Genomic DNA, 20,587 nt, shown 5'->3' on the forward strand with positions numbered 1-20,587 from the left:
TCAGGCGACGGGGGAGAGGGAGGAGTAGCCCCCGGCGAGGTCGATCCCGTTCCGCGCGGCGATCTCGACCAGGTCCTCGACCTCGCCCGCCTGTGCGCTGGCCAGGTCGTCGTCGCCGAGCGCGTGGGCGCGGCGCAGCGCGGTGATCGAGTCGTGGATGCGCACGTGGAGGGTGAGCGCGAACTCGCGCATGGGGCCTCTTCTCAGGGTTGGCGGCGCTGCCGGAGAGGGAGGACCTGCGGCTCTCCCCCGGGGGGGTCGCGTCCCTGTGTACCCGGCGAGGGTGAGAGCAGGGTTGGAGGGGGACAAGGAACGGCAAGGTGAGGGTCAGTTTCCCGGCTGTGAGAACGCGGCCGCCCGCCGCGCGGTGGCGCGGCGGGCGGGTCACGGGTGCGTGGGCGCGGTCAGGTCAGTGGTTGACCCAGACGTACCAGTCGTCCGACACGTGCTCGTAGATCCTGGAGCCCTGCCCGGGGACGAAGACGCCCTCGGGGATCTGCTCGGTGCTGTGGGCCAGGCCTGAGGGGCTGAACAGCCCCGAGCCCTCCACCGCGTAGTGGGTGACGCCCTCGTGCGCCGAGACGCTGCGCAGCGAGTACAGCCCCACCCGTTCGCCGTTGAGCGGGATGGAGGTGCGGCCGTCGGTGTCCTCGCGCAGCGAGAGCAGCTGGTCGGCGGAGGCGCTGATCCGGCTCTGGAGCGGGACGTCGGCCACGGCCAGGCCGATCGCGGCGGCGGCGATCACCGGAGCGGACACCCAGCGCAGCCAGTAGTGGCGGATCATCGGGCGGGCCACCGCCAGGGCGATGCCCAGGCGCAGCGCGCCCATCCCGGCGAGCAGCAGGCCGCCCACCAGGGCGGCGAAGAACGTGGGCAGGTGTCCGCCGGGGACGCTGTCCTCGAAGAGCAGGACCAAGCCGACCACGCCGCAGGCGGGGATGTAGAGCCGGCCGGGCGGACGGGAGGCCCAGCTGATCAGGCGCTGGCCGAGCGTCGGCTTCTCCGCGATCTCGATCAGCTTGGCCAGGGACCTGTCAGGGGTCGGGCCGGAAGCTGCGGCGGACATGGCGTTCCCCCCACCGAATCCGTGTCATGGGGACGCGGACCCGGAGCGAACGGGAAGAGGGGCCGCAGGGGGCCGCGTCACAGTCGATACGGCCGTCGAAGCACGGCCTGTTCCACAGGATAGAGCAGTGGCGGGGCGTGTTCGGGGAGACGCGGGGAAACGCCGCCGTCTTTCCCGCGGGTTCCGGACGGCTGACGGCGGTGTTTCCGGTGCCGCACGTTGACGCGCGGTGAGAGGACGAGGTGGTCCCAGGACCAGCGTCCGCCGCTCACCGCCATCAGCACGCACACCGCCGTGACCAGTGACGTCGTGCCCCACGAGGAGAAGGGTGCCAGGTCGGGCGCGCCCGCCGTGAGGGCGCCGAGCACGGCCGCGGCGGCGAGCAGGGGACCCGTCAGCCATGTGAGCAGGCCCACGGCGAAGGCGATCGAGAGCGCGACGAGCAGGGCGGGCAGCGCCCCCGCGGTCGGGGACAGCACGCCCAGTCCGGCCGCGGCGAGGTGCTCGGCCACCGCGGCCTCCCGGTCGCGCAGCGCGAGCCCGTACTCGGTGAACATCCATCCGACGCCCACCCGGACGAGGGCGGCGGCGACGTCGTGGAGGCGTCCCCGGGAGATCCGTGGCCGCGGATACGGCCTGGCGCGCTGCATGTCCATTCCTCTCGGGCGACCGGCGGTCCCGACAAGCGGAAACTACACAAGGTCATGACCGATAACCCCTTGTGGTGGTCGGCGAGTCGTGCAAAAGGGTGCGTGCGAGGTCTTCTTCGTCCGGGATCGGCTCCGAGCGCGCGGGTTCCGGGGTCGCGGTCCGCGCCCTTCGCGTGCCGGGCCGTGTGCCAGTGTGCGGGCGGCCCCGACGGCGGCCCAAGCGGGTCTGAGGCCTTCCCCCGCGAGGCCCTCCCCCCGGGGGGCGGGGTCCCGCGCGCGGACGCCCTGCCCCGCACGGCGTCCGCGCGGCACACCCTAAGGTGGATACTGTGCCGACCACATCCACGCCCGCCCCGCCGCCCGCCGCACCCACCTACGAGCTGGAGGACGAACTCCGCTCCTCCGGCGCGCGGGTGGTCGCCGGAGTGGACGAGGTGGGCCGCGGCGCCTGGGCCGGGCCGCTCCTGGTCTGCGCCGCCGTCCCCGGCGAGGGCGCCCCGCCCTCCGGACTGACCGACTCCAAGCGCCTGACCCCCAAACGCCGTCGGGAGATCGCCGACCAGCTGCGCCCCTGGGTCGCCGACCACGCCTTCGGCTGGTCTGCCCCCGAGGAGATCGACGAGGTCGGCATGACCGAGGCGCTGCACCGGGCCTCCCGCCGTGCTCTGGATGCGCTCTCCCCGCGGCCCGACGCCGTCATCCTCGACGGCAGGCACGATTTCATCGGCCACCCCTGGCGGGTGCGCACCTGCGTCAAGGGCGATCTGGCCTGCGTCAGCGTCGCCGCCGCCGCGATCCTGGCCAAGGTCCACCGCGACGCCCTCATGGCCGACCTGGCCGCCGACCACCCGGGCTACGGGTTCGAGCGGGCCGCCGGGTACCCCTCGCCCGTGCACCGCGCCGCCCTGGCCGAGTCCGGACCCACCCCGCACCACCGCATGAGCTGGGCCTACCTCGAGGACCTGCCCCGATGGAAGCACCTGCGCAGGGTCCGCCCCGCTCCCGGCGGGCAGCTCCCCCTGCTGTGAGCACCGGACCCGCGGGCCCCGGGCCGCCCCCGGCCAGGGGGCACGACACGCGGTCCCGTACTGGACATCCGCCCCACTTGGGGCAAGGCTGTGGCTGTGGACGTCGGCCCCCCGACGCCCCCCGCCCCGACCCCCGCCGGTCAGGAGAGCCGACCGCCACGGACCCCCACGCAGGAAGGTGCATGGATGACGCGTGAGATGCGCTCCACCGCCGCCGCGGAGCCGGGACGCGCCTCGGGACTCGACCGCCTGCGCGCCCTCTACCACCGGATTCCCCTCGGGCGACGGCTCGTGTCCGCCCTGGTCCTGCTGAGCGTGGTCGCCGTCGTCGCGTTCGTCACAGGCACATCCGTCTTCGGCGCGGTTACCGCGGCCCTGGTCCTGCTGGCGGTCCTGGCCGCCCTCATGCGCTCCGTCGACGCCTTCGCCACCGTCATGGTGTGCGTGCTCTGGCTCGCGGTGTCCGTTCCCCTCTTCCAGATCCCCCTCGCCGGCGAACCCGTCACACTGCTGGTCCTGCCCCTGCCCCTGCTCGTGGTCCTGGCCGCCGGGCGGGCGCGCGAGTTCCCCGTCTGGCACACCACCGTGCTCTCGCTGACCGCCGGTCTCATCGCCGGGTTCTCCCTGGCCCTGGTCGGACTGGTCGTCGAGCCCTTCCCCGGCTCCTGGGGGATCATCCTGCTCTACGCCGCCGCGGGCGCCTGCCTGCTGTGGCGGCTGTCGGCCTCCCGTCAGATCCACCGGGAGAGCGAGGCCAACCGGCGCGAGACCGCCAAGTCCATGCCCGTGTCGCGCCGCAACGGCGGTTCGGGTCCTTCGAACGCGTCCGGGGGCCAGGACGGCTCTGAGGGCCGCACCCGGCCGCTGCGCGGGCGCACCGGCGTCGGCTCCCGCAGGGCATCCGCCGCGGACACCGACGACGAGCCCGTCCCCGTCGACCAGGCCCTGGCCGAACTGGAGGACATGGTCGGCCTCGACCCGGTCAAACAGCAGGTGCGCGGGATCGCCGCCTCCATCGAGGCGGCCCGCCTGCGCGCCGACGCGGGCTTCCCCGTCGAGCGTCCCCTGCGCCACCTGGTCTTCTCCGGCCCGCCCGGCACCGGCAAGACCAGCGTCGCCCGCACCCTGGCCACCATCTTCCACTCCTTCGGGCTGCTGCCCACCTCCCGCGTGGTCGAGGCCCAGCGCGCCGACCTCGTGGGGGAGTACCTGGGCGCGACCGCCATCAGGACCAACGAGCTCATCGACCGGGCGCTGGGCGGCGTGCTGTTCGTGGACGAGGCCTACTCCCTGGTCAACGAGGGCGACGGCCAGGCCGACCGGTTCGGCAACGAGGCCGTGCAGACCCTGCTCAAGCGCGCCGAGGACGACCGGGACCAGCTCGTCGTGGTCCTTGCCGGGTACGAGAAGGAGATGGACGCCTTCCTGGCCTCCAACCCCGGTCTGGCCTCGCGCTTCGCCACCCGCATCAGCTTTCCCAGCTACAGCGCCGACGAGCTGTTCCGCATCGCCGAGTCCCTCGTCCACCAGCGCGGCGACACCCTCGACGACGAAGCCGCCCAGGCGCTGCGGCGAAGGTTCGACCAGGTGGTCCAGCGCGAGGTGGTCGACGAGCTCGGCAACGGCCGCTTCGCCCGCTCGGTGGTCGAGAAGGCCGCCCAGGCCCGCGACGTGCGCGTGGTCACCGCCGGGGTGGACGGCGCGGAGCCCGCGCCCCGCCCCGAGGCCGAGGACCTCATCACCGTCCGGGCCTCGGACGTGGAGGCCGCCCACCGGGAGCTGACCTCCCGCCTGCCCGGTTTCGGCGAGGCGCCCGGCATCGGGGAGGCGCTGGCCGAACTGGACGCCATGATCGGCCTGGAGCCGGTCAAGGAGCAGGTCCGCTCCATCGTGGCCCAGCTGCGGGTGGCCAAGCTCCGTGAGGAGCAGGGGCTGCTCAACCAGGCGCCCATGCGGCACTTCGTGTTCTCCGGCCCGCCCGGCACCGGCAAGACCACCGTCGCCCGGGTGCTCGGCCGGGTCTTCGCGGCGCTGGGCCTGCTCGGCCGCGCCGACGTGGTCGAGGCCCAGCGCGCCGACCTGGTCGGCGAGCACCTGGGCGCCACGGCGGTCAAGACCAACCGGCTCGTGGACCGTGCGCTGGGCGGCGTGCTGTTCGTCGACGAGGCCTACTCCCTGGTCAACCCCGGTTACAGCGGCGGTGACGCCTTCGGCTCCGAGGCCATCCAGACCCTGCTCAAGCGGGCCGAGGACGACCGCTCCCGGCTCGTGGTCGTGCTCGCGGGCTACCCGGCGGAGATGGAGCGCTTCCTGGCCTCCAACGCCGGACTGTCCTCGCGCTTCAACGTGCGGGTGCGCTTCCCCTCCTACACCGCCGACGAGCTCACCGAGATTGCCGAGGCCGTGGCCGCCCGCACCGGCGACGCCTTCGACGACACCGCGCGCGAGGACCTGCGCAGCATCTTCGCGCACGTGTGCGAGGCCGGGTGGATCGACGAGCTCGGCAACGGCCGCTTCGCCCGCTCCCTGTTCGAGAAGGCGTGTTCCCACCGCGACCTGCGCGTGTCCCAGGAGCTGGGCGAGGCCGCGACCGCCGCCGAACTCACCGTGCTGACCAGTGTCGACGTCCGCAAGGCCTATGCCGAGGCGACGCAGTAGACCCGAGGGGCCGCGGACACGCGTGCTGCTAGTGTCCGACCCTTGACTTCCTCTCCTGTCTGAGGGCAGGAGATCGCGGAACCACCTACCGGTGGTTCGAGGCCAGGGCCTCGTCACGGGTCGCCCCGTGGCCTTCCTGCTTCGTCGCCGGTCGCCCCGTCCGGGAAGGCTCCCGTTGAGGTCTCACACCAGACGCACTTGTACTCCAACATCGTGCGCAGCTCACGCCAGGCCGCGTCCGAGATCGCCCGAGCGGGCCTGCGGTTTTCAACCATGGTGCGCACCGCCAGATCCTCGATCACGACCACTTGGTCCTCGCGGACGAGTCGAGAGGTGAGCTTGTGCAAAAAGCCCTTACGCCGGTCGGTGATGCGGGCGTGCACCCGCGCCACCTTCCGGCGCGCCCTGTCCCGGTTCGCGCTGCCCTTGGCCTTGCGGGCCAGCGTCCGTTGGGCTCGGGCCGATCTGGCCCGGTCGCGGTGCTCGTGGCGGGGGTTGGCCACCTTCTCCCCCGTGGACAACGCCACCACGGAGGTGATTCCGGCGTCGATACCGACCGCCTTGTTGGCGGCCGGGGTCTGCTCGACGATGTCCTCGCACAGGAGCGAGACGAACCAGCGCCCGGCCGCGTCGCGCGAGACCGTCACCGTGGACGGCCTTGCTCCTTCGGGCAGGGGCCGCGACCAGACCACGTCCAAGGGTTCGGCCAGCTTGGCCAGGGTCAGGCGGCCCTGGCGGTAGCGGAAGGCGGACCGGGTGTACTCCGCCGAGGCCCGGGACCTCTTCTTCGACTTGAACCGCGGGTACCTCGCGCGGCGGTCGAAGAGGTTGCGAAAGGCGGTGTGCAGGTGGCGCAGCGTCTGCTGGAGCGGGACGGAAGAGACCTCGTTGAGGAACGCCAGCTCCTCGGTCCTCTTCCAGGCGGTGAGCATGGCCGAGGTGTGGGAGTAGCCCACCCGTTCCCGGCGCTGCTGTCAGACGGCGGTGTGTTCGGCCAGGGGCCGGTTGTAGACCAGGCGCACGCACCCGAACGTGCGCGACAGCTCAGCCGCATGCACGGGAGTGGGGTAGAAGCGGTACCGAAACGCCCGCTTCACACTCATCCTGGTCATGGAACACACCGTAGCGACCGCTCCGCGGTCGTGTGAGGGAAACCTGACAGAAAGTCACAGAAGGGAGAGGGCGTGTCCTCCCCGCCCTGAGGGCCGGAGCGTCCACGCCCAACAAACAGATGACCGCTTCACCCACTTCCTCCTCCGCGCCCCCCGTCACCCAGGCGCTCATCCTCGCCGGCGGCCAGGCCACCCGGCTGCGGCCCTACACCGACACCCGCCCCAAGGCGATGGTGGAGGTGGCCGGACGGCCCATCATCGACTACCAGCTGGAGTGGCTCACGGGCCACGGCGTCGAACACGTCGTCGTCTCCTGCGGCTACAAGGCCGAGGTCCTGCGCGAGCACCTGGAGGCCCGCGAGGGCGGCCCGCGGGTCACGCTCCTGGTCGAGGACGAGCCGCTCGGCCGCGGTGGCGCCCTGCGCTTCGCCTCCACCGGCCTGCACGACCCGGACGCCCCCTACTTCGCGCTCAACGGCGACGTGCTTACCTGGTTCCCCCTGGACGAGATGACCGCCCACCACCGGGAGCGGGGCGGCCTGGCCACCCTGGCCCTGGCCCAGTTCCGCACGACCTGGGGCATCGTGGACGTGGACGACCAGGACCGGATCGAGGGATTCACCCAGAGTCCGTTGCTGCCGGTGTGGATCAACGCCGGGGTGTACCTGTTCGAGCCGGGCATCACCCCGCTGCTGCCGACCAAGGGCGACCACGAGTCCTCCACCTTCCCCGACCTGGCCAAGGAGGGGCGCCTGGCCGCCTACCGCATCGACGGTTTCTGGCGCGGAGTGGACACCGCCAAGGACGTCAAGGAGGCGGGGGAGCAGATCACCGCCATGCGCGGGGGCGCCTGACCCCGGTCCCGGCCGGGGGAGAGCGGACGTCGGCTGACGGGGCGCCGGGGAGGATGGGTATCGTCACCAAGGTGACGAACGACGGTTTCCTCCTCTCCAGCGCCCCCAACTTCCGCGACCTCGGCGGGCACCGCACGGCCTCGGGCCGCACGGTCCGCCGTGGACTCGTGTACCGCTCCGACGCCCTGCACGCGATCGCCGCGGACGAGCTGCCGGTCTACAACGGCCTGGGCATCCGCCAGCTCGTCGACCTGCGCACCCCGCACGAGCGCGAGACCCTGCCCGACATCGTCCCCGAGGGCGCCGAGTACGCGGTCGTGGCCGTGCAGGACCCCGAGGCGGCCGGGGCCAACTTCTCCCTGGCCCTCGCCGACCCCGAGAAGGCCCGCCTCATGTTCGCCGACGGCGCCGCCGAGCGCTTCATGCACGGCGTCTACCGCGAGCTCGTGACCGACGCCGAGGCGCTCACCGGGTACCGTGAGCTGGTCGAGCGGGCGGCCCGGGGACCGGCCTCCCTGGTCTTCCACTGCAGCGCGGGCAAGGACCGCACCGGCTGGGGCGCCGCACTGTTGCTCGGCCTGCTGGGCGTGGATCGCGAGGCCGTGGTCGCCGACTACCTGGCCAGCAACGAGCGCCAGGCCAACACCGACGAGTGGATGCGCAGGCTCGCCCAGCACAGCGCCCTGACCTGGGAGGAGGTCATCCCCATGACGCGGGTGCGCGCCGAGTACCTGGAGACCGCCTTCGCCCACGTGGATGAGGTCCACGGCTCCTTCGACGCCTACGTCACCGAGGGCCTCAAGCTCTCCGACGCCACCGTCGAGCAGCTGCGCGAGCGCATGCTGGAGTAGGGCGGCACCGGCGGAGCGCGGTCCTGAGACGGGCGCCGCCTACAGCGCGTCCAGGCGGCGGCGCAGGTCGCTCTCGCCCGAGGCGGAGTCCAGCACCTCGCCCAGCGCGGCCAGCACGCTGGGCCGGTCCACGCCCCGGTCCAGCATCCGGCGCGCCGCCGCCCACAGGTTCGCGGGCCTGCCGTGCCACAGCCGCCGGGCCAGGCGCTCGTGCCGGTCCAGCTCCCGCTCCCGCTCGGGGTCGTCGCCGGTCACCGGCCGGTACCACCGGTCCTGCCCGCTGGAGTGGCGGCCGCTGTGCGGCGTGGCCGCCTCGTACTCGCCGTAGTGGTCCAACCGCAGCAGCGCCCTTCGGCCCCGGGCCGTGTCCGGGTCGAACTCCTCCGGCGCCCACGTCACCAGCTCGCTCGCCAGCAGCGGGAACGCGAACATCCGCCGTGCCAGCGACGCGAAGTCTCCGTCCGGCATCAGCCGCCGCACCGCCTCCTGGCGCAGCCCCAGCGGGCGCGCCGGATCGCGGTAGGTGCGGGTGAACTCCGAGGTGGACTCCCACACCGCGTCCAGCGCCGCGCCCACCGCCACCTCCGGCAGTCCGCCGCGTCCGCCCGCCCAGCGCACCCACGCCGCCAGCACGTGCGGCATGGCCTCCTGTTCCTCGGGCAGCAGCACGACCCGGCCGGGCAGCCAGTGCAGCAGGAAGGACTCCACCTTGCGCGGGCTGACGCGCATCGGCCGACCGCCGTCCACGTCGCAGCCGTGCGCGATGATGTGGTCGGCGCAGCGGCTCGCCGCGTAGGAGTCGGAGAGCTCGGCGGCCTCGTCCGAGGCCAGGAAGCGCGCGGCCAGCACCGCTCGCCGGTCGCGCCGCCACACCGGGGCGGGGAAGGGGTCCACCCCCTCGGGAGGCGCGGGCAGGGACCGCACCCGCGCGTTGGCCAGCGCGAAGTGCGCGGCCAGCGACCCCCCGGTCAGGTCGGAGACCTTCAGCCCCACCGGCTCCACGAGCGCTCCCGAGGCCCGGTCGGCCGACGCGCCAGCCACCACCTGCTCCGTGCGTTCCAGGGCCCGCGACAGCAGGGCGCGAGCCTCGGTCAGCTCCACCTGCGTGAACCGGGCGAACTCGTCCGTCTCGGCCCTGGTCCGGCAGCCCTCCAGCAGCTGCTCGACCTTGGTGGTCACCCAGGCGTCCCGCAGCACGCCGCCGCCGTTGTGGTCCAGGACCAGGATCAGCGCGTGCTCGGGTGGCAGCGACCCCGGGTGGCCGGGGTGGTCGCCGTCGCGGCTGAACACGCACACGAAGTCCTCGGTGTCGCCGAACTGGTCGGTGCTGACGTAGACGGCCACCGGCGTGACCACGCCGAGCTGGGAGGCCCACACCGGCACCTGGAGGCCGCGCTCGCGGAGCGCGATCATCCCCTGTTCGGCCAGGCTCCGCTGCTCGGACGAGGTGCCCAGGGCGGTGACCGCCGCGAGCACGCCCAGTCCCGCGGGCTTGCCGGAGGCGGTGGCGTGCGCGACCAGGCCCTCGCCGAGCAGCCTCTCCACGTCCACGCCGGGGACCCGCTCCCCCCACCAGGTGCCGAGCAGCTCGCTGAAGGCCAGCTCGGCGTCGAGGGGGTGGCGCATGGCCAGCAGCGCTCTGGCGGCGCGCAGCATCTCGTCGAAGACGGCGCGGGGAACCGGTTCGGAACCTGGGGACGGAGACATCGGGGAGGGCACCACCCGAGCGTATGCCAGCCCCGGGTGTGCGCTCTTCCGTTCCCGCGAACCGGCGGCAGCGCCCCGGCGGGGCCGGGCACGACCGGGGCGCGGCTCCTCTCGGGGGGAGGTAGCGCCCCCCGTGGTGACCGCCGGGTTCAGCGCGGTCTCGGTAGGCCCCGGTGGCCGCCGAACAGGCCCGCGGCCGACCTGCGCGCCGACTTCCTGGCCGGTGGGGAGGGCGGCACGGAGTTCACCATCGCCTCCAGGTGCTCGCGGGCGACCCGCTCGACCAGGTGCGGCGTGACCGTGATGCCCAGGTGTTCGACGCAGTTCCAGGTGTCGCTGACGCAGCGTTCGACACATCGGTGGGACAGGGCACTGAACTCGTCGTGGAGCCGTGCCGAGATCCGACTGAGATCCTGGACCGGGAAGGTCTGGAGCATTCTCGCTCACACCCCTAGCTGAAGATGGCCTGGACGGTGACCTCCACCCATTTCACTTGTTCTGGACGGAGTGTCAACCCCTCTCCCGGCACGCTGTTGATAAAACCTCCGGGAAGCACCGTTTACCCGAACACCACCATCACCGCAGCTCAACAAGGCGAAAAGGGTGTTTCGGGCACATAACGTCCCTGGCCCCGAGTGGTGAACGCAAACCTCCCGCGAACACCCATCGCCGGGAATTGACGGAAAACACGCAGCCGAAACCCCTCGTCCGCTGTGACGCGACCGGCGGGTGGCTTATTGTTTACCTTCCACGTCCGCGGACGGCGTCCCTCCACGACGGCCGTTGCGTGTGGACGGCTGTGTCTTATGCTTGAGCCGTGACAGCGGCCGAGAGGAGTCATCGAGCGTGATTCCCGGGAGCCGCGGAGCCCCCCGATCACCTTCGGCGCCGCGCGACTTCCGGCTTTCACGCCATGGGCGGCCGGTCGACAGGGGCCGCGCGGCCCAGGCAGCACCCCCAACGAAACACGGCTGGGGAATCGACGGTTCCGGAGGTGTCGAGCAGTTGAGCGCCGAGACGTCCATTCCGCCGCCCCGGGTCAGCAGGGCGGAACTCCCCGACGCGGTCAGATCCCTCCTCACCGACTCCCCGATCGGGTTCGCGCTGCTCGACCCCGACGACCTCCTCGGCACGATCAACCAGCGCCTGGCCGCCGACGTCCTGGGGCTCGCCCCCGCCGAGTGCCTGGGCCGCGACCCCGGCGACCTGCTGGAGGAGAACGGTGACCACGACGCGGCCGCCGACCACCGGGCCCGCCTGGCCCAGGTGCGCGAGAGGGGGCAGGCCGTCCGCGGACGCCACCGCGCTCCCGCGGGGCAGCTGTGGGACCTGACCTGGTTCCCCGTCACCGAACCGGGTACGGACGAGGAGTACGTCGCCCTCATCGCGGTCCCCGGCGGTGACGGGGCCGAACCCGTCGACGACGGCGCCGCCGTGCGCCGCGACGAGCAGCGGCTGCGCGCCCTGCTCCAGGCGGGCAACCAGATCGTCTGGGCCGCCGGACCCGGAGGCGAGATCCGCGAGGACTGCCCCCAGTGGCGGGCCGTCACCGGCCAGGAGCTGGAGCACTACCTGGGCCGGGGCTGGCTCGACGCCCTCCACCCCGAGGACCGTCCCCGAGTCGAGCGCGCCTGGGAGGACTCCGTCCTCGACGTCACCCCCTTCGACGCCATGTTCCGCGTGCGCACCCGCTCGGGCGGCTACGGCCACTACCGGGCCAGGGCCCACCCGGTCATGGAGGGGACGCGGACCGCCGAGTGGGTCGGCACCCTCGCCGACATCACCAACGAGCGCGAGGCCGACGAACTCCGCCAGCGCCTCAACCAGCAGCTCAGCGAGGCGGCCATGCGCACCGCCCGCCTCCAGAAGGCCACCTCCGACCTGGCCGAGGCGCTCACCGCCGACGAGGTCGTCAACGCCATGTCCGAGATCGGCCGCTCCGGGGTGGGGGCCGACCACACCTGCGTCGTGCTGCTGGACCGCGACCGCCTGCGGCTGCGCACCATCGCCGCCGCGCACGCCCACCAGCTGCCCCGCTCCTCCTTCCCCGCGGACCATCCCGACATCGCCGCCCTGGCGGTCGCCGACCGGCTGCCCCGCCTGGCCGCCAACCCGGCCGAGCTGGGCGCGTTGTTCGACGGAGCGCCCGAGGTCGACGAACTCGTCGGGTCCACGCCCGAGCGGGCCTGGATCGCGCTGCCGATGATGGCCGCGGGGCGCCCCATCGGCGCGCTGCGTTTCGCCTTCTCCACCCCGCGCGAGGTCTCCGACGACGAGCGCGTGTTCCTGGAGGCCCTGGCCGGGCAGTGCGCGCTGGCCATCGGCCGCGCGACCCTCTACGAGCAGGAGCACAGCACCGCCGAGGAGCTCCAGCGCAGCCTGCTGCCCGAGGAACTGCCCGAGGTGCGCGGCGTGCGCCTGGCCGCCTACTACCGGTCCGGGTCGCAGAACGTGCAGGTCGGCGGCGACTGGTACGACGCCTTCCCGCTGCCCGACGGACGCGTCGCGGGGGTGCTCGGCGACGTCATGGGCAAGGGCATCCCGGCCGCGGCCGGGATGAGCCGCATCCGCAACGCGCTGCGTGCCCTGGCCTTCTCCATGCCCGAACCCGCCGACGTCCTGGCCGGCCTGGACCGCATGTTCTCGGCCACGGAGGGTATGGACCAGGTCACCACGCTGGTCTACTTCGTGCTCGACCCGGTCACCGGACAGCTCGACCTCAGCAACGCGGGACACCTCCCGCCGCTGGTCGTGGCGGGCGGCGCGCGGCCGTCACTGCTCGACACCGAACCCGACACGCCGCTCGGGGTCAGCTCCCCGCGGGGCCACCACAAATTCTTCGTCCAACCCGGTAACACTGTCGCCCTGTACTCCGATGGACTGGTTGAGAACCGCAAACGGTCCGTCGACTCCGGACTCGACGAGCTCGTCCACGTGGCGTCCTCGGCCCCTCCGGAGGTGGTGGGCGATCCACAGCAGATGCTGGAGTACCTTGTTGAGAGCATGCTCGATGGGTATGAGCAGGACGATGACGTCACTCTGCTCGCCGTCCAGCTTCCGGTGATCGACTCCGTGCCGGGGCGATAGTGCCGGTTCGAGGCGAACTGGTGGACACCGGTCTGTGGCGGACCGGTGCGCACCGGTCCGCGCCGTGCCGGTGGACCGGCGGTAGACCGATGACAGACCGTACGAACAAGTCCATTGCCTTGCCTACAGTGAAGAAGCCGTTCCGCCCCGCGATGCGGGGGTGATCCTCTGCGGGGGTGACCTCCAGGAGCGCATACGCTGGACGGGGACGACCCTGGAGAGCGCATACGCTTGAAAGACCAACGGCTTCCCCGCCCCAGTGGGGACGATCCCAGGCCGCAGGTGGGAGAGGGCGCAGTGCCCGGTCCCGGCCAGGCGGACCACCGGGTCCGACAATCTCGCCACACGTCCGTTCGAGAGGTGTTTGTGTCATCTGCCAGTTCGACTCGCTCGAAGCAGTCCGAGTCACTGCAAGAGCCCGTCATTCAGCAGCTGATCGAGCGTGGGCGGTCCCAGGGCTTCCTTGAGCCCGAGGACGTGCGCCGTGCCTTCGAAGAGGCCGAAATCCCGATGTCGCAGGCGCAGTCCGTGCTCCGCAGCCTCGCGAAGGAGGGCGTGACCGTACTCGTTCCCGAGTCGGCCTCCTCCCGGCGCAAGGCACCGCGGCGCAAGGCGGCGGCCACGCGGTCCACCTCGACCAGGTCCACCAAGACCACCGCGGCGAGCAGGGCCGCCAAGCCCGTGCGCGCGGCGGCGGCCCAGGAGCAGACCGAGACGGTCACCGCCGTGGTCGGCTCCGTCGAGGACACCGAGGGCGACGCCAGCAAGGCGGAGAAGAAGCCCGCGGCCAAGAAGCCCGCCAAGAAGGCGGCGCCCAAGAAGACCGCGGCCAAGGCCGCCAAGACCACCGCGGCCAAGGGTCCGGCCGCCAAGGCCACCGGCCTCAAGGCCGCCGCCACCAAGAAGACGGCGGCCAAGGAGATCGGACTCGCGGCGGACGGCGAGTTCGACGAGGACGAGGACGGCCTGGACGATCTCGAGCACACCGGCGCCGAGCTGGAGCTGGTCGAGGACACCCCGGACTCGGCGGACAAGGACCTCAAGCCCGCCAAGCCCGAGGCCGTGGGCGCCCCGGCCAAGCCCGCCAACGAGGACGAGTCCTTCGTCCTCTACGACGACGATGACGACGCCCCCGCTGCGCAGGTCGTGGCCGCGGGTGCGACGGCGGACCCGGTCAAGGACTACCTCAAGCAGATCGGCAAGGTCCCGCTGCTCAACGCCGAGCAGGAGGTCGAGCTCGCCAAGCGGATCGAGGCCGGCCTCTTCGCCGAGGAGAAGCTGGCCGAGGAGGCCGAACTCCTCACCGTCGAGCTGCACGACGAGCTGGAGTGGATCGCCGAGGACGGCGGCCGCGCCAAGAAGCACCTGCTGGAGGCCAACCTCCGGCTCGTGGTCTCGCTCGCCAAGCGCTACACCGGCCGCGGCATGCTCTTCCTGGACCTGATCCAGGAGGGCAACCTCGGTCTGATCCGCGCGGTGGAGAAGTTCGACTACACCAAGGGCTTCAAGTTCTCGACCTACGCCACGTGGTGGATCCGCCAGGCGATCACCCGGGCCATGGCCGACCAGGCGCGCACCATCCGCATCCCGGTGCACATGGTCGAGGTCATCAACAAGCTGGCCCGCGTCCAGCGCCAGATGCTCCAGGACCTGGGCCGCGAGCCCACCCCGGAGGAGCTGGCCAGGGAACTCGACATGACCCCTGAGAAGGTCGTCGAGGTGCAGAAGTACGGCCGCGAGCCGATCTCCCTGCACACCCCGCTGGGCGAGGACGGTGACAGCGAGTTCGGTGACCTCATCGAGGACTCCGAGGCGATCCAGCCGGGCGAGGCGGTCAGCTTCACCCTGCTCCAGGAGCAGCTGCACTCGGTGCTGGACACGCTGTCCGAGCGCGAGGCGGGCGTGGTGTCCATGCGCTTCGGTCTCACCGACGGCCAGCCGAAGACTTTAGACGAGATCGGCAAGGTCTACGGGGTCACCCGTGAGCGCATCCGGCAGATCGAGAGCAAGACGATGTCGAAGCTCCGCCACCCGTCGCGTTCGCAGGTGCTCCGCGACTACCTGGACTAGGTCCGCCCAGGTGGTCGGCCGGTCGGCGGCTGTGACCGCTGACCCGCGGCCGAGGAGGACCGGGCTGGTCCCGGGTCCGCGCCCCTACCCGAAGGCGGGGCGCTGGCCCGGGACCGGTGCCCCCAGGTCCGCGCGGCTGTGGCGACGTCCGCGTGTGCCGGAGCAGCCCCCGTTGGTGCTCCGGGGTGCCAGTCGCGCTCGGGAGCGTCCTTGTTCTCCCGGGCGCTGTGTCATCCATCCGACGGTGTCCATCGTGCCGCACGTACTGTAGGTGCGACATAAAGTCGCGATACTGAGTCGTTATGTGACGGGGAGTGGCCTCTGGCTGCTCCCCGTTTCCGTGCGCCCGAGGGACTGCTCCGGGCGCACGCTGACGGACGCGGACCCGCCGCAGCGGCCCGCGCCCGTTTCCCCAGTGTGGTTCCTCAGCGCCGTCCTTCAGTCGCGGACGACGACGTTCAGGACGCGCTGGTCGGGCAGCTCCACGGTGTGCCCGAGGTCGCGCAGGGCCGACAGCAGCTCCTCGGGGGTGGCGGCGTCCACGCCCTCCAACAGCAGGGAGCGGGCGATGTCGCCACGGGTGGCCTTGGCCATGTGGCTGACCACCGTACGCCTGGTGACCCCGTCCACCGTGCGCTCGCGCAGCACCCTGACGGCCACGCCGGTGCCCGGAGCGTAGGCGGCGGCGTAGGTGGACGAGCGGCAGTCGACCAGGAGCTGTCCCCCGGTGAGCTCGTCCAGGGGCGCGGTCGCCGCGCGGCGCCAGTAGGTGCCCAGGCCGCCCAGGGGCGGCAGCTTCACGCCCATGGACAGGCGGTAGGGGGGCAACCGGTCGGCGGGTCCGACCACACCCCACAGGCCGGAGAAGATCAGGACCCGGGCGTCGGGGATCTCGGGGAGGCCGAGCCGGTCGTAGAGCACGCCCGTGTACAGGTCGGCCGCCCGCAGGGTCGGCGCGGTGGCCAGGTCCAGGTTGCGTTTGAGCGCGTCGGCCTGCCTGGCGCTGATCCCCAGGGTCTCCAGCGCGGTCTCCTCGGGCCCCGAGCACAGGTCCGCCAGCGCCGCCATGACCCGCTCGCGGGCCCTGGTCAACTCCGGAAGGGTCAGCGTCCCGAGGTCGAGACGGGGTCCCTCGCCGGAGGCGGCCTTGCCCTCGGACGGCGGCAGCAGGATGAGCATGGTGGAACTTCCCAGGTGGAGGCGGTGGTCGGGTACCCGCCCATGCTAGGGCGTGTCCGGGGCCCGCGTCCGGCGGCGGAGGACCTGCACGGCGAGGGTGACGAAGGCGACGCACAGCAGGACGTCCAAGGCGGTGCCCGCGACGCTGAAGCCCTTGAGGATGCCGTTGGCGTGCAGTGCCATCGACAGGACGCACAGGAAGCGGACCGGGCCCACGCAACGGGTCGCGAGCAGCCCCCCGCGGCCAGGAGCACCCAGCCCAGGTTGGGGGCCCACACCAGCGCGTACACCACGTGGGACCGTGGGTAGAGGTACTCGACGAACGCGGTGGCCAGTTCCGGGGAGTGGGCGCCGGCGAGCTGGAGGGCGACGAAGTTGGCGCCCTCGAAGAAGGCCGCGGCCATCAGGCCGAGCAGGCACACGATCCCCGCGGCGGTGCCCAGCACGGGCCGGGTCCTGGCGATCGCGGTGGCCAGTCCGGCGAAGGCGGGCACCAGGAACAGCAGCCCGGCGAACCAGAGCCCGTACCCCAGGTCATCTGGCCGGGAGCGCTGGAGTACGCCGCGATCTGGTCCGGGAAGAAGAAGTGGTGCGGCGCCTTGGCCAGCTCGCCCGCCAGGAGCAGCGGCGGAGCCGCCGCCAGGGAGACGGCGGTCGGCCAGCGGCCGGGGAAGGGGCCGGGCACGGGGGTCTCGGCCCGTCCCGGCAGGTCGCGGAGCAGGGCCGTCCTCAGGGATTCGGACACACGAGGGCCCTTTCGGCGAGTGGGGCGCATGCCGCCATCCTAGGTATCGGGAGGGCGCCGTGTCAGGAACGCTGGCACGACGGTCCGCCGAGTGCCCGTACCGGGGGCGCGCCTCCGGGCGCCGTGAGCCCGCCGGGTAGCATCAGCGGCTTCGGGAGAGGGGAGCGGACGTGCACGAGTGGGCGCGGCGGGTGACGCGGGACTGGCCGCCGTTCGAGGTGGAGGAGCGCGGCGGCTGGCGGTTCGGCTTCGCCGAGGGGATCACCAAGCGCGCCAACTGCGCGCTCGTGCTGGACCCGGACGCGCGGGTCGCGGAGGTCACCGCCTACTACACCGGGCGCGGGCTGAGGCCCTGCGTGCAGGTGTGGCCGGGCGAGGAGGAGGTCGACCGGAGGCTGGCGGAGCACGGCTACGCGGTGGTGGAGTCCTCACTGGTCCTGGCCCGCGACCTCGGCGAGCGCCCCGAGGCCCCGGGCACGTCCTCGGTGTCGGCCTCACCCGGGCCCGGATGGCCTGCTCCCGAGGCCGCGCGCATCCTCGGCCGGGTCGACGCCGCCTACGGGGTGGCCGAGCGGGGCCTGGGACGGGGCGCCGCGGTGCTGGACGGGGAGTCGGTGGCGGTCTGCGCCATGTTCACCGACCCCGCGGCGCGCGGACGCGGCGTGGCCGCCGGGCTGTTGGCCGACCTGCTGCGCTGGGGGTACGACCGCGGCGCGCGGCGGGCCTACCTGTGCGTGGTCGCCGACAACGTCCCGGCGCTGCGGCTGTACGGGCGTGCGGGGTTCACCGAGGTGTCCCGGTACCACAGCCGTGTGTGGGAGGGCTCGCGCGAAGGCGGCGGCTCCTGAGGGGAGCCGCCGCCGGTGTTCAGGCCTGTTCTGTTGTGCTCTGTGGCTAACGCTCGTCCGTCTTGCTCTCGGTGAGCTTGTCGGTCTCGTCCTGGATGTCCGAGGCGATCTTGCGGAGAGAGTCGTCGTGCTTGCGCATGTGGTGGGCGCAGAACAGCAGCTCGCCGCCGGAGTTCAGCAGCACCCGGACGTAAGCCTGCGCACCACAGCGGTCGCAACGGTCAGCAGCCGTCAGCGGCTGGGTGGGGGCAAGGGTTCCAGTCACTTCGCCATCCTCAATACTCGGCGTTAGTCACCTCTGACAACATTTAACCCGACCAGGACGTTCCCAACCTGGCCCCGTGTACGCCGACAGCGGAATCTGCCTGGTTGATGCCTGGATGTCGTCTCATGTCCTTGTTGTACCCGCCTCTTGGTCTGGCATCCCAGGAAAAGGGGAGCATCCGGGTCGCATCCACCGGAGGTGGTAGTCTCGCGCGGGGCAGGCCCCCGTCCTCCCGCCGTGTCCCGGCGGTAGCAAGCGACCGGCACGCCGCCCCCCCATTCGTCAGTGCGGCGCGGTACAAAGGGCACGCACCGCACAGCGCCCTGATGGCCCTGAAGACGCAGGAGATGTCCGAGTGACCGCCTTGACCGCAGCCGTCCACGACCCCGAGGATTACTCCGCCCGACACCTGTCGGTCCTCGAAGGTCTTGAGGCGGTGCGCAAACGGCCGGGCATGTACATCGGGTCCACCGACAGCCGCGGCCTCACCCACTGCATGTGGGAGATCATCGACAACTCCGTGGACGAGGCCCTGGGCGGCTTCTGCCTCCGGATCGACGTCACACTGCACTCCGACGGGTCCGTGTCGGTGAGCGACGACGGACGCGGCATCCCCGTGGACGCCGAGCCCAAGTCCGGCCTGTCCGGTGTGGAACTGGTCATGACCAAGCTCCACGCGGGAGGCAAGTTCGGCTCCGGTTCCTACACCGCCTCCGGCGGCCTGCACGGCGTCGGCGCCTCGGTGGTCAACGCCCTGTCGGCCCGCGTGGACGTCGAGGTCGACCGCCAGGGCCACACCCACGCGATGAGCTTCCGCCGGGGTATCCCCGGCCGCTTCGCCGGGGCCGGCCCCGACGCCGAGTTCACGCCCGTCTCGGGCCTGGAGCAGGTCCGCAAGGTGGCCCAGAAGATCACCGGCACCCGCGTCCGGTTCTGGCCGGACATGCAGATCTTCCTCAAGGACGCCGACATCGCCCGCGAGGCGCTCCTGGACCGGGCCCGCCAGACCGCGTTCCTGGTGCCGGGGCTGACCATCTCCGTGCGCGACGAGCGCGTGGAGGGGGAGCCCGCCTACGAGGAGGAGTTCCGCTTCGACGGCGGCATCGGCGAGTTCTGCACCTTCCTGGCACCCGACGAGCCGGTCAGCGACGTGCTGCGCATCCAGGGCAGCGGTAACTTCACCGAGACCGTCCCGGTCCTGGACGACGCCGGGCACATGGTGCCCGCCGACGTCGAGCGCCGCCTGGACGTGGACGTCGCCCTGCGCTGGGGCACGGGCTACGACACCACCGTGCGCTCCTTCGTCAACGTCATCGCCACCCCCAAGGGCGGCACCCACATCAACGGCTTCGAGCGGGCCCTGGTGCGGGTGATCAACGAGCAGCTGCGCACCACCAAGCTGCTGAGGAACAGCGACGACCCCGTCACCAAGGACGACACCCAGGAGGGGCTCACCGCGGTCGTCACCGTCCGCCTGCCCGAGCCCCAGTTCGAGGGCCAGACCAAGGAGATCCTCGGCACCTCCGCGGCGACCAGGATCGTCTCCCAGGTGGTCGGCAAGGAGCTGCGCGAGTTCCTGACCTCCACCAAGAAGGTGGAGAAGGCCAGGGCGCGCAGCGTCCTGGAGAAGGTGGTCGGCGCCGCCAAGGCCCGCCTGGCCGCGCGCCAGCAGCGCGAGACCCAGCGGCGCAAGACCGCCCTGGAGAACTCGGCGCTGCCCGCCAAGCTGGTGGACTGCCGCAGCGAGGGCCTGGAGCACAGCGAGCTGTTCATCGTCGAGGGCGACTCGGCGCTGGGCACCGCCAAGCTGGCCCGGGACTCGGAGTTCCAGGCGCTGCTGCCGATCCGGGGCAAGATCCTCAACGTGCAGAAGTCCTCGGTCACCGACATGCTCAAGAACGCCGAGTGCGCGGCCATCCTCCAGGTGGTCGGCGCCGGTTCGGGTCGCACCTTCGACATCGACGCGGCCCGCTACGGCCGCATCATCCTCATGGCCGACGCCGACGTGGACGGCGCGCACATCCGCTGCCTGCTGCTCACGCTCATCTACCGCTACATGCGGCCGATGCTGGAGGCCGGGCGGGTGTACGCGGCCGTGCCGCCGCTGCACCGCATCGAGCTGACCAACACCCGGCGTAAGCGCGGCAGCAAGCCCGAGGACCGCTACATCTACACCTACTCCGACGCCGAGCTCTCCCGCACGCTGCTGGACCTGGAGAAGCGCAAGATCTCGTGGAAGGAGCCGGTGCAGCGCTACAAGGGTCTGGGCGAGATGGACGCCGACCAGCTGGCCGAGACCACCATGGACCCGCGCTACCGCACCCTGCGCCGGATCCGGGTGGAGCAGGGCGAGGAGGCCTCGGCCGTGTTCAACCTGCTGATGGGCAACGAGGTCGCCCCGCGCCGCCGCTTCATCCAGCAGGGCGCCCAGGAGCTGGACGTGGCCCGCATCGACGCCTGACCGGGC

General features: G+C 72.0%; 17 protein-coding genes and 1 pseudogene. 8 read left to right on the top strand and 10 right to left on the bottom strand.

The genetic code is table 11. The features are described 5' to 3' along the window. From ACSIH6_RS02440 to ACSIH6_RS02450, 3 genes are all read right to left on the bottom strand, one after another. Window positions 1-192 (bottom strand): hypothetical protein, encoded by a 192-nt coding sequence (locus ACSIH6_RS02440; protein ID WP_435106101.1) that lies wholly within the window; start codon window positions 190-192, stop codon window positions 1-3. A gap of 217 nt (window positions 193-409) precedes the next feature. Then, window positions 410-1,066 carry a hypothetical protein gene (locus ACSIH6_RS02445; protein ID WP_435106103.1) on the bottom strand — a complete coding sequence of 219 codons (657 nt, stop codon included), beginning with the start codon at window positions 1,064-1,066 and terminating at the stop codon, window positions 410-412. A 77-nt stretch (window positions 1,067-1,143) separates the two neighbouring features. Next, window positions 1,144-1,716, bottom strand: a complete 573-nt coding sequence (locus tag ACSIH6_RS02450) for a DoxX family protein (protein ID WP_435106105.1) — start codon at window positions 1,714-1,716, stop codon at window positions 1,144-1,146. A gap of 329 nt (window positions 1,717-2,045) precedes the next feature. Here ACSIH6_RS02450 and rnhB point away from each other — a divergent pair, with 329 nt between their 5' ends. Both rnhB and ACSIH6_RS02460 read left to right on the top strand, forming a co-directional pair. Next, window positions 2,046-2,744 carry a ribonuclease HII gene (gene rnhB / locus ACSIH6_RS02455; RefSeq protein ID WP_435106107.1) on the top strand — a complete coding sequence of 233 codons (699 nt, stop codon included), beginning with the start codon at window positions 2,046-2,048 and terminating at the stop codon, window positions 2,742-2,744. Window positions 2,745-2,930: 186 nt separating this feature from the next. Then, window positions 2,931-5,402, top strand: a complete 2,472-nt coding sequence (locus ACSIH6_RS02460) for an AAA family ATPase (protein ID WP_435106109.1) — start codon at window positions 2,931-2,933, stop codon at window positions 5,400-5,402. An 85-nt stretch (window positions 5,403-5,487) separates the two neighbouring features. On the opposite strand, the pseudogene ACSIH6_RS02465 reads toward ACSIH6_RS02460, so the two are convergent. After that, a pseudogene (locus ACSIH6_RS02465) lies at window positions 5,488-6,514 on the bottom strand (RNA-guided endonuclease InsQ/TnpB family protein). Between the two features lie 119 nt (window positions 6,515-6,633). Here ACSIH6_RS02465 and ACSIH6_RS02470 point away from each other — a divergent pair. After that, the gene (locus ACSIH6_RS02470) at window positions 6,634-7,368 is read left to right on the top strand and encodes a nucleotidyltransferase family protein (RefSeq protein WP_435106111.1); all 735 of its coding nucleotides are present in this window, start codon (window positions 6,634-6,636) and stop codon (window positions 7,366-7,368) included. A gap of 53 nt (window positions 7,369-7,421) precedes the next feature. Next, entirely contained in the window at window positions 7,422-8,219 is a 798-nt protein-coding gene (locus tag ACSIH6_RS02475; protein ID WP_435106113.1) for a tyrosine-protein phosphatase, read from the top strand. A gap of 39 nt (window positions 8,220-8,258) precedes the next feature. On the opposite strand, the gene ACSIH6_RS02480 is transcribed toward ACSIH6_RS02475, so the two are convergent. Then, entirely contained in the window at window positions 8,259-9,875 is a 1,617-nt protein-coding gene (locus ACSIH6_RS02480) for a hypothetical protein (RefSeq protein WP_435106272.1), read from the bottom strand. Between the two features lie 200 nt (window positions 9,876-10,075). Next, the gene (locus ACSIH6_RS02485; RefSeq protein ID WP_017565293.1) at window positions 10,076-10,363 is read right to left on the bottom strand and encodes a hypothetical protein; all 288 of its coding nucleotides are present in this window, start codon (window positions 10,361-10,363) and stop codon (window positions 10,076-10,078) included. 568 nt (window positions 10,364-10,931) lie between these two features. On the opposite strand from ACSIH6_RS02485, the gene ACSIH6_RS02490 reads away from it, so the two are divergent. Both ACSIH6_RS02490 and ACSIH6_RS02495 read left to right on the top strand, forming a co-directional pair. Then, entirely contained in the window at window positions 10,932-13,013 is a 2,082-nt protein-coding gene (locus ACSIH6_RS02490; protein ID WP_435106115.1) for a SpoIIE family protein phosphatase, read from the top strand. 366 nt (window positions 13,014-13,379) lie between these two features. Then, entirely contained in the window at window positions 13,380-15,083 is a 1,704-nt protein-coding gene (locus tag ACSIH6_RS02495) for an RNA polymerase sigma factor (RefSeq protein WP_435106117.1), read from the top strand. A 438-nt stretch (window positions 15,084-15,521) separates the two neighbouring features. Here ACSIH6_RS02495 and yaaA read toward each other — a convergent pair whose 3' ends face one another. From yaaA to ACSIH6_RS02510, 3 genes are all read right to left on the bottom strand, one after another. Beyond that, window positions 15,522-16,262 (bottom strand): peroxide stress protein YaaA, encoded by a 741-nt coding sequence (gene yaaA, locus ACSIH6_RS02500; protein ID WP_435106119.1) that lies wholly within the window; start codon window positions 16,260-16,262, stop codon window positions 15,522-15,524. A 45-nt stretch (window positions 16,263-16,307) separates the two neighbouring features. Next, window positions 16,308-16,445: a hypothetical protein gene (locus ACSIH6_RS02505; protein ID WP_435106122.1), complete on the bottom strand. Its 138-nt coding sequence runs from the start codon at window positions 16,443-16,445 to the stop codon at window positions 16,308-16,310. A 220-nt stretch (window positions 16,446-16,665) separates the two neighbouring features. Beyond that, window positions 16,666-17,007, bottom strand: coding sequence for a hypothetical protein (locus tag ACSIH6_RS02510; protein WP_435106124.1), 342 nt, complete (start codon window positions 17,005-17,007; stop codon window positions 16,666-16,668). A gap of 170 nt (window positions 17,008-17,177) precedes the next feature. Between ACSIH6_RS02510 and ACSIH6_RS02515 the strand changes: the two genes are divergently transcribed. Continuing rightward, window positions 17,178-17,855 (top strand): GNAT family N-acetyltransferase, encoded by a 678-nt coding sequence (locus ACSIH6_RS02515; RefSeq protein ID WP_435106126.1) that lies wholly within the window; start codon window positions 17,178-17,180, stop codon window positions 17,853-17,855. A 46-nt stretch (window positions 17,856-17,901) separates the two neighbouring features. On the opposite strand, the gene ACSIH6_RS02520 is transcribed toward ACSIH6_RS02515, so the two are convergent. Continuing rightward, window positions 17,902-18,120, bottom strand: coding sequence for a DUF7455 domain-containing protein (locus ACSIH6_RS02520; RefSeq protein ID WP_013154321.1), 219 nt, complete (start codon window positions 18,118-18,120; stop codon window positions 17,902-17,904). Window positions 18,121-18,475: 355 nt separating this feature from the next. Here ACSIH6_RS02520 and ACSIH6_RS02525 point away from each other — a divergent pair, with 355 nt between their 5' ends. Beyond that, the gene (locus tag ACSIH6_RS02525) at window positions 18,476-20,581 is read left to right on the top strand and encodes a DNA gyrase/topoisomerase IV subunit B (RefSeq protein ID WP_435106128.1); all 2,106 of its coding nucleotides are present in this window, start codon (window positions 18,476-18,478) and stop codon (window positions 20,579-20,581) included. Window positions 20,582-20,587 lie beyond the last annotated feature (6 nt).

The organism is Nocardiopsis synnemataformans, assembly GCF_965343085.1.
Taxonomy (GTDB): Bacteria; Actinomycetota; Actinomycetes; order Streptosporangiales; family Streptosporangiaceae; genus Nocardiopsis; species Nocardiopsis alborubida.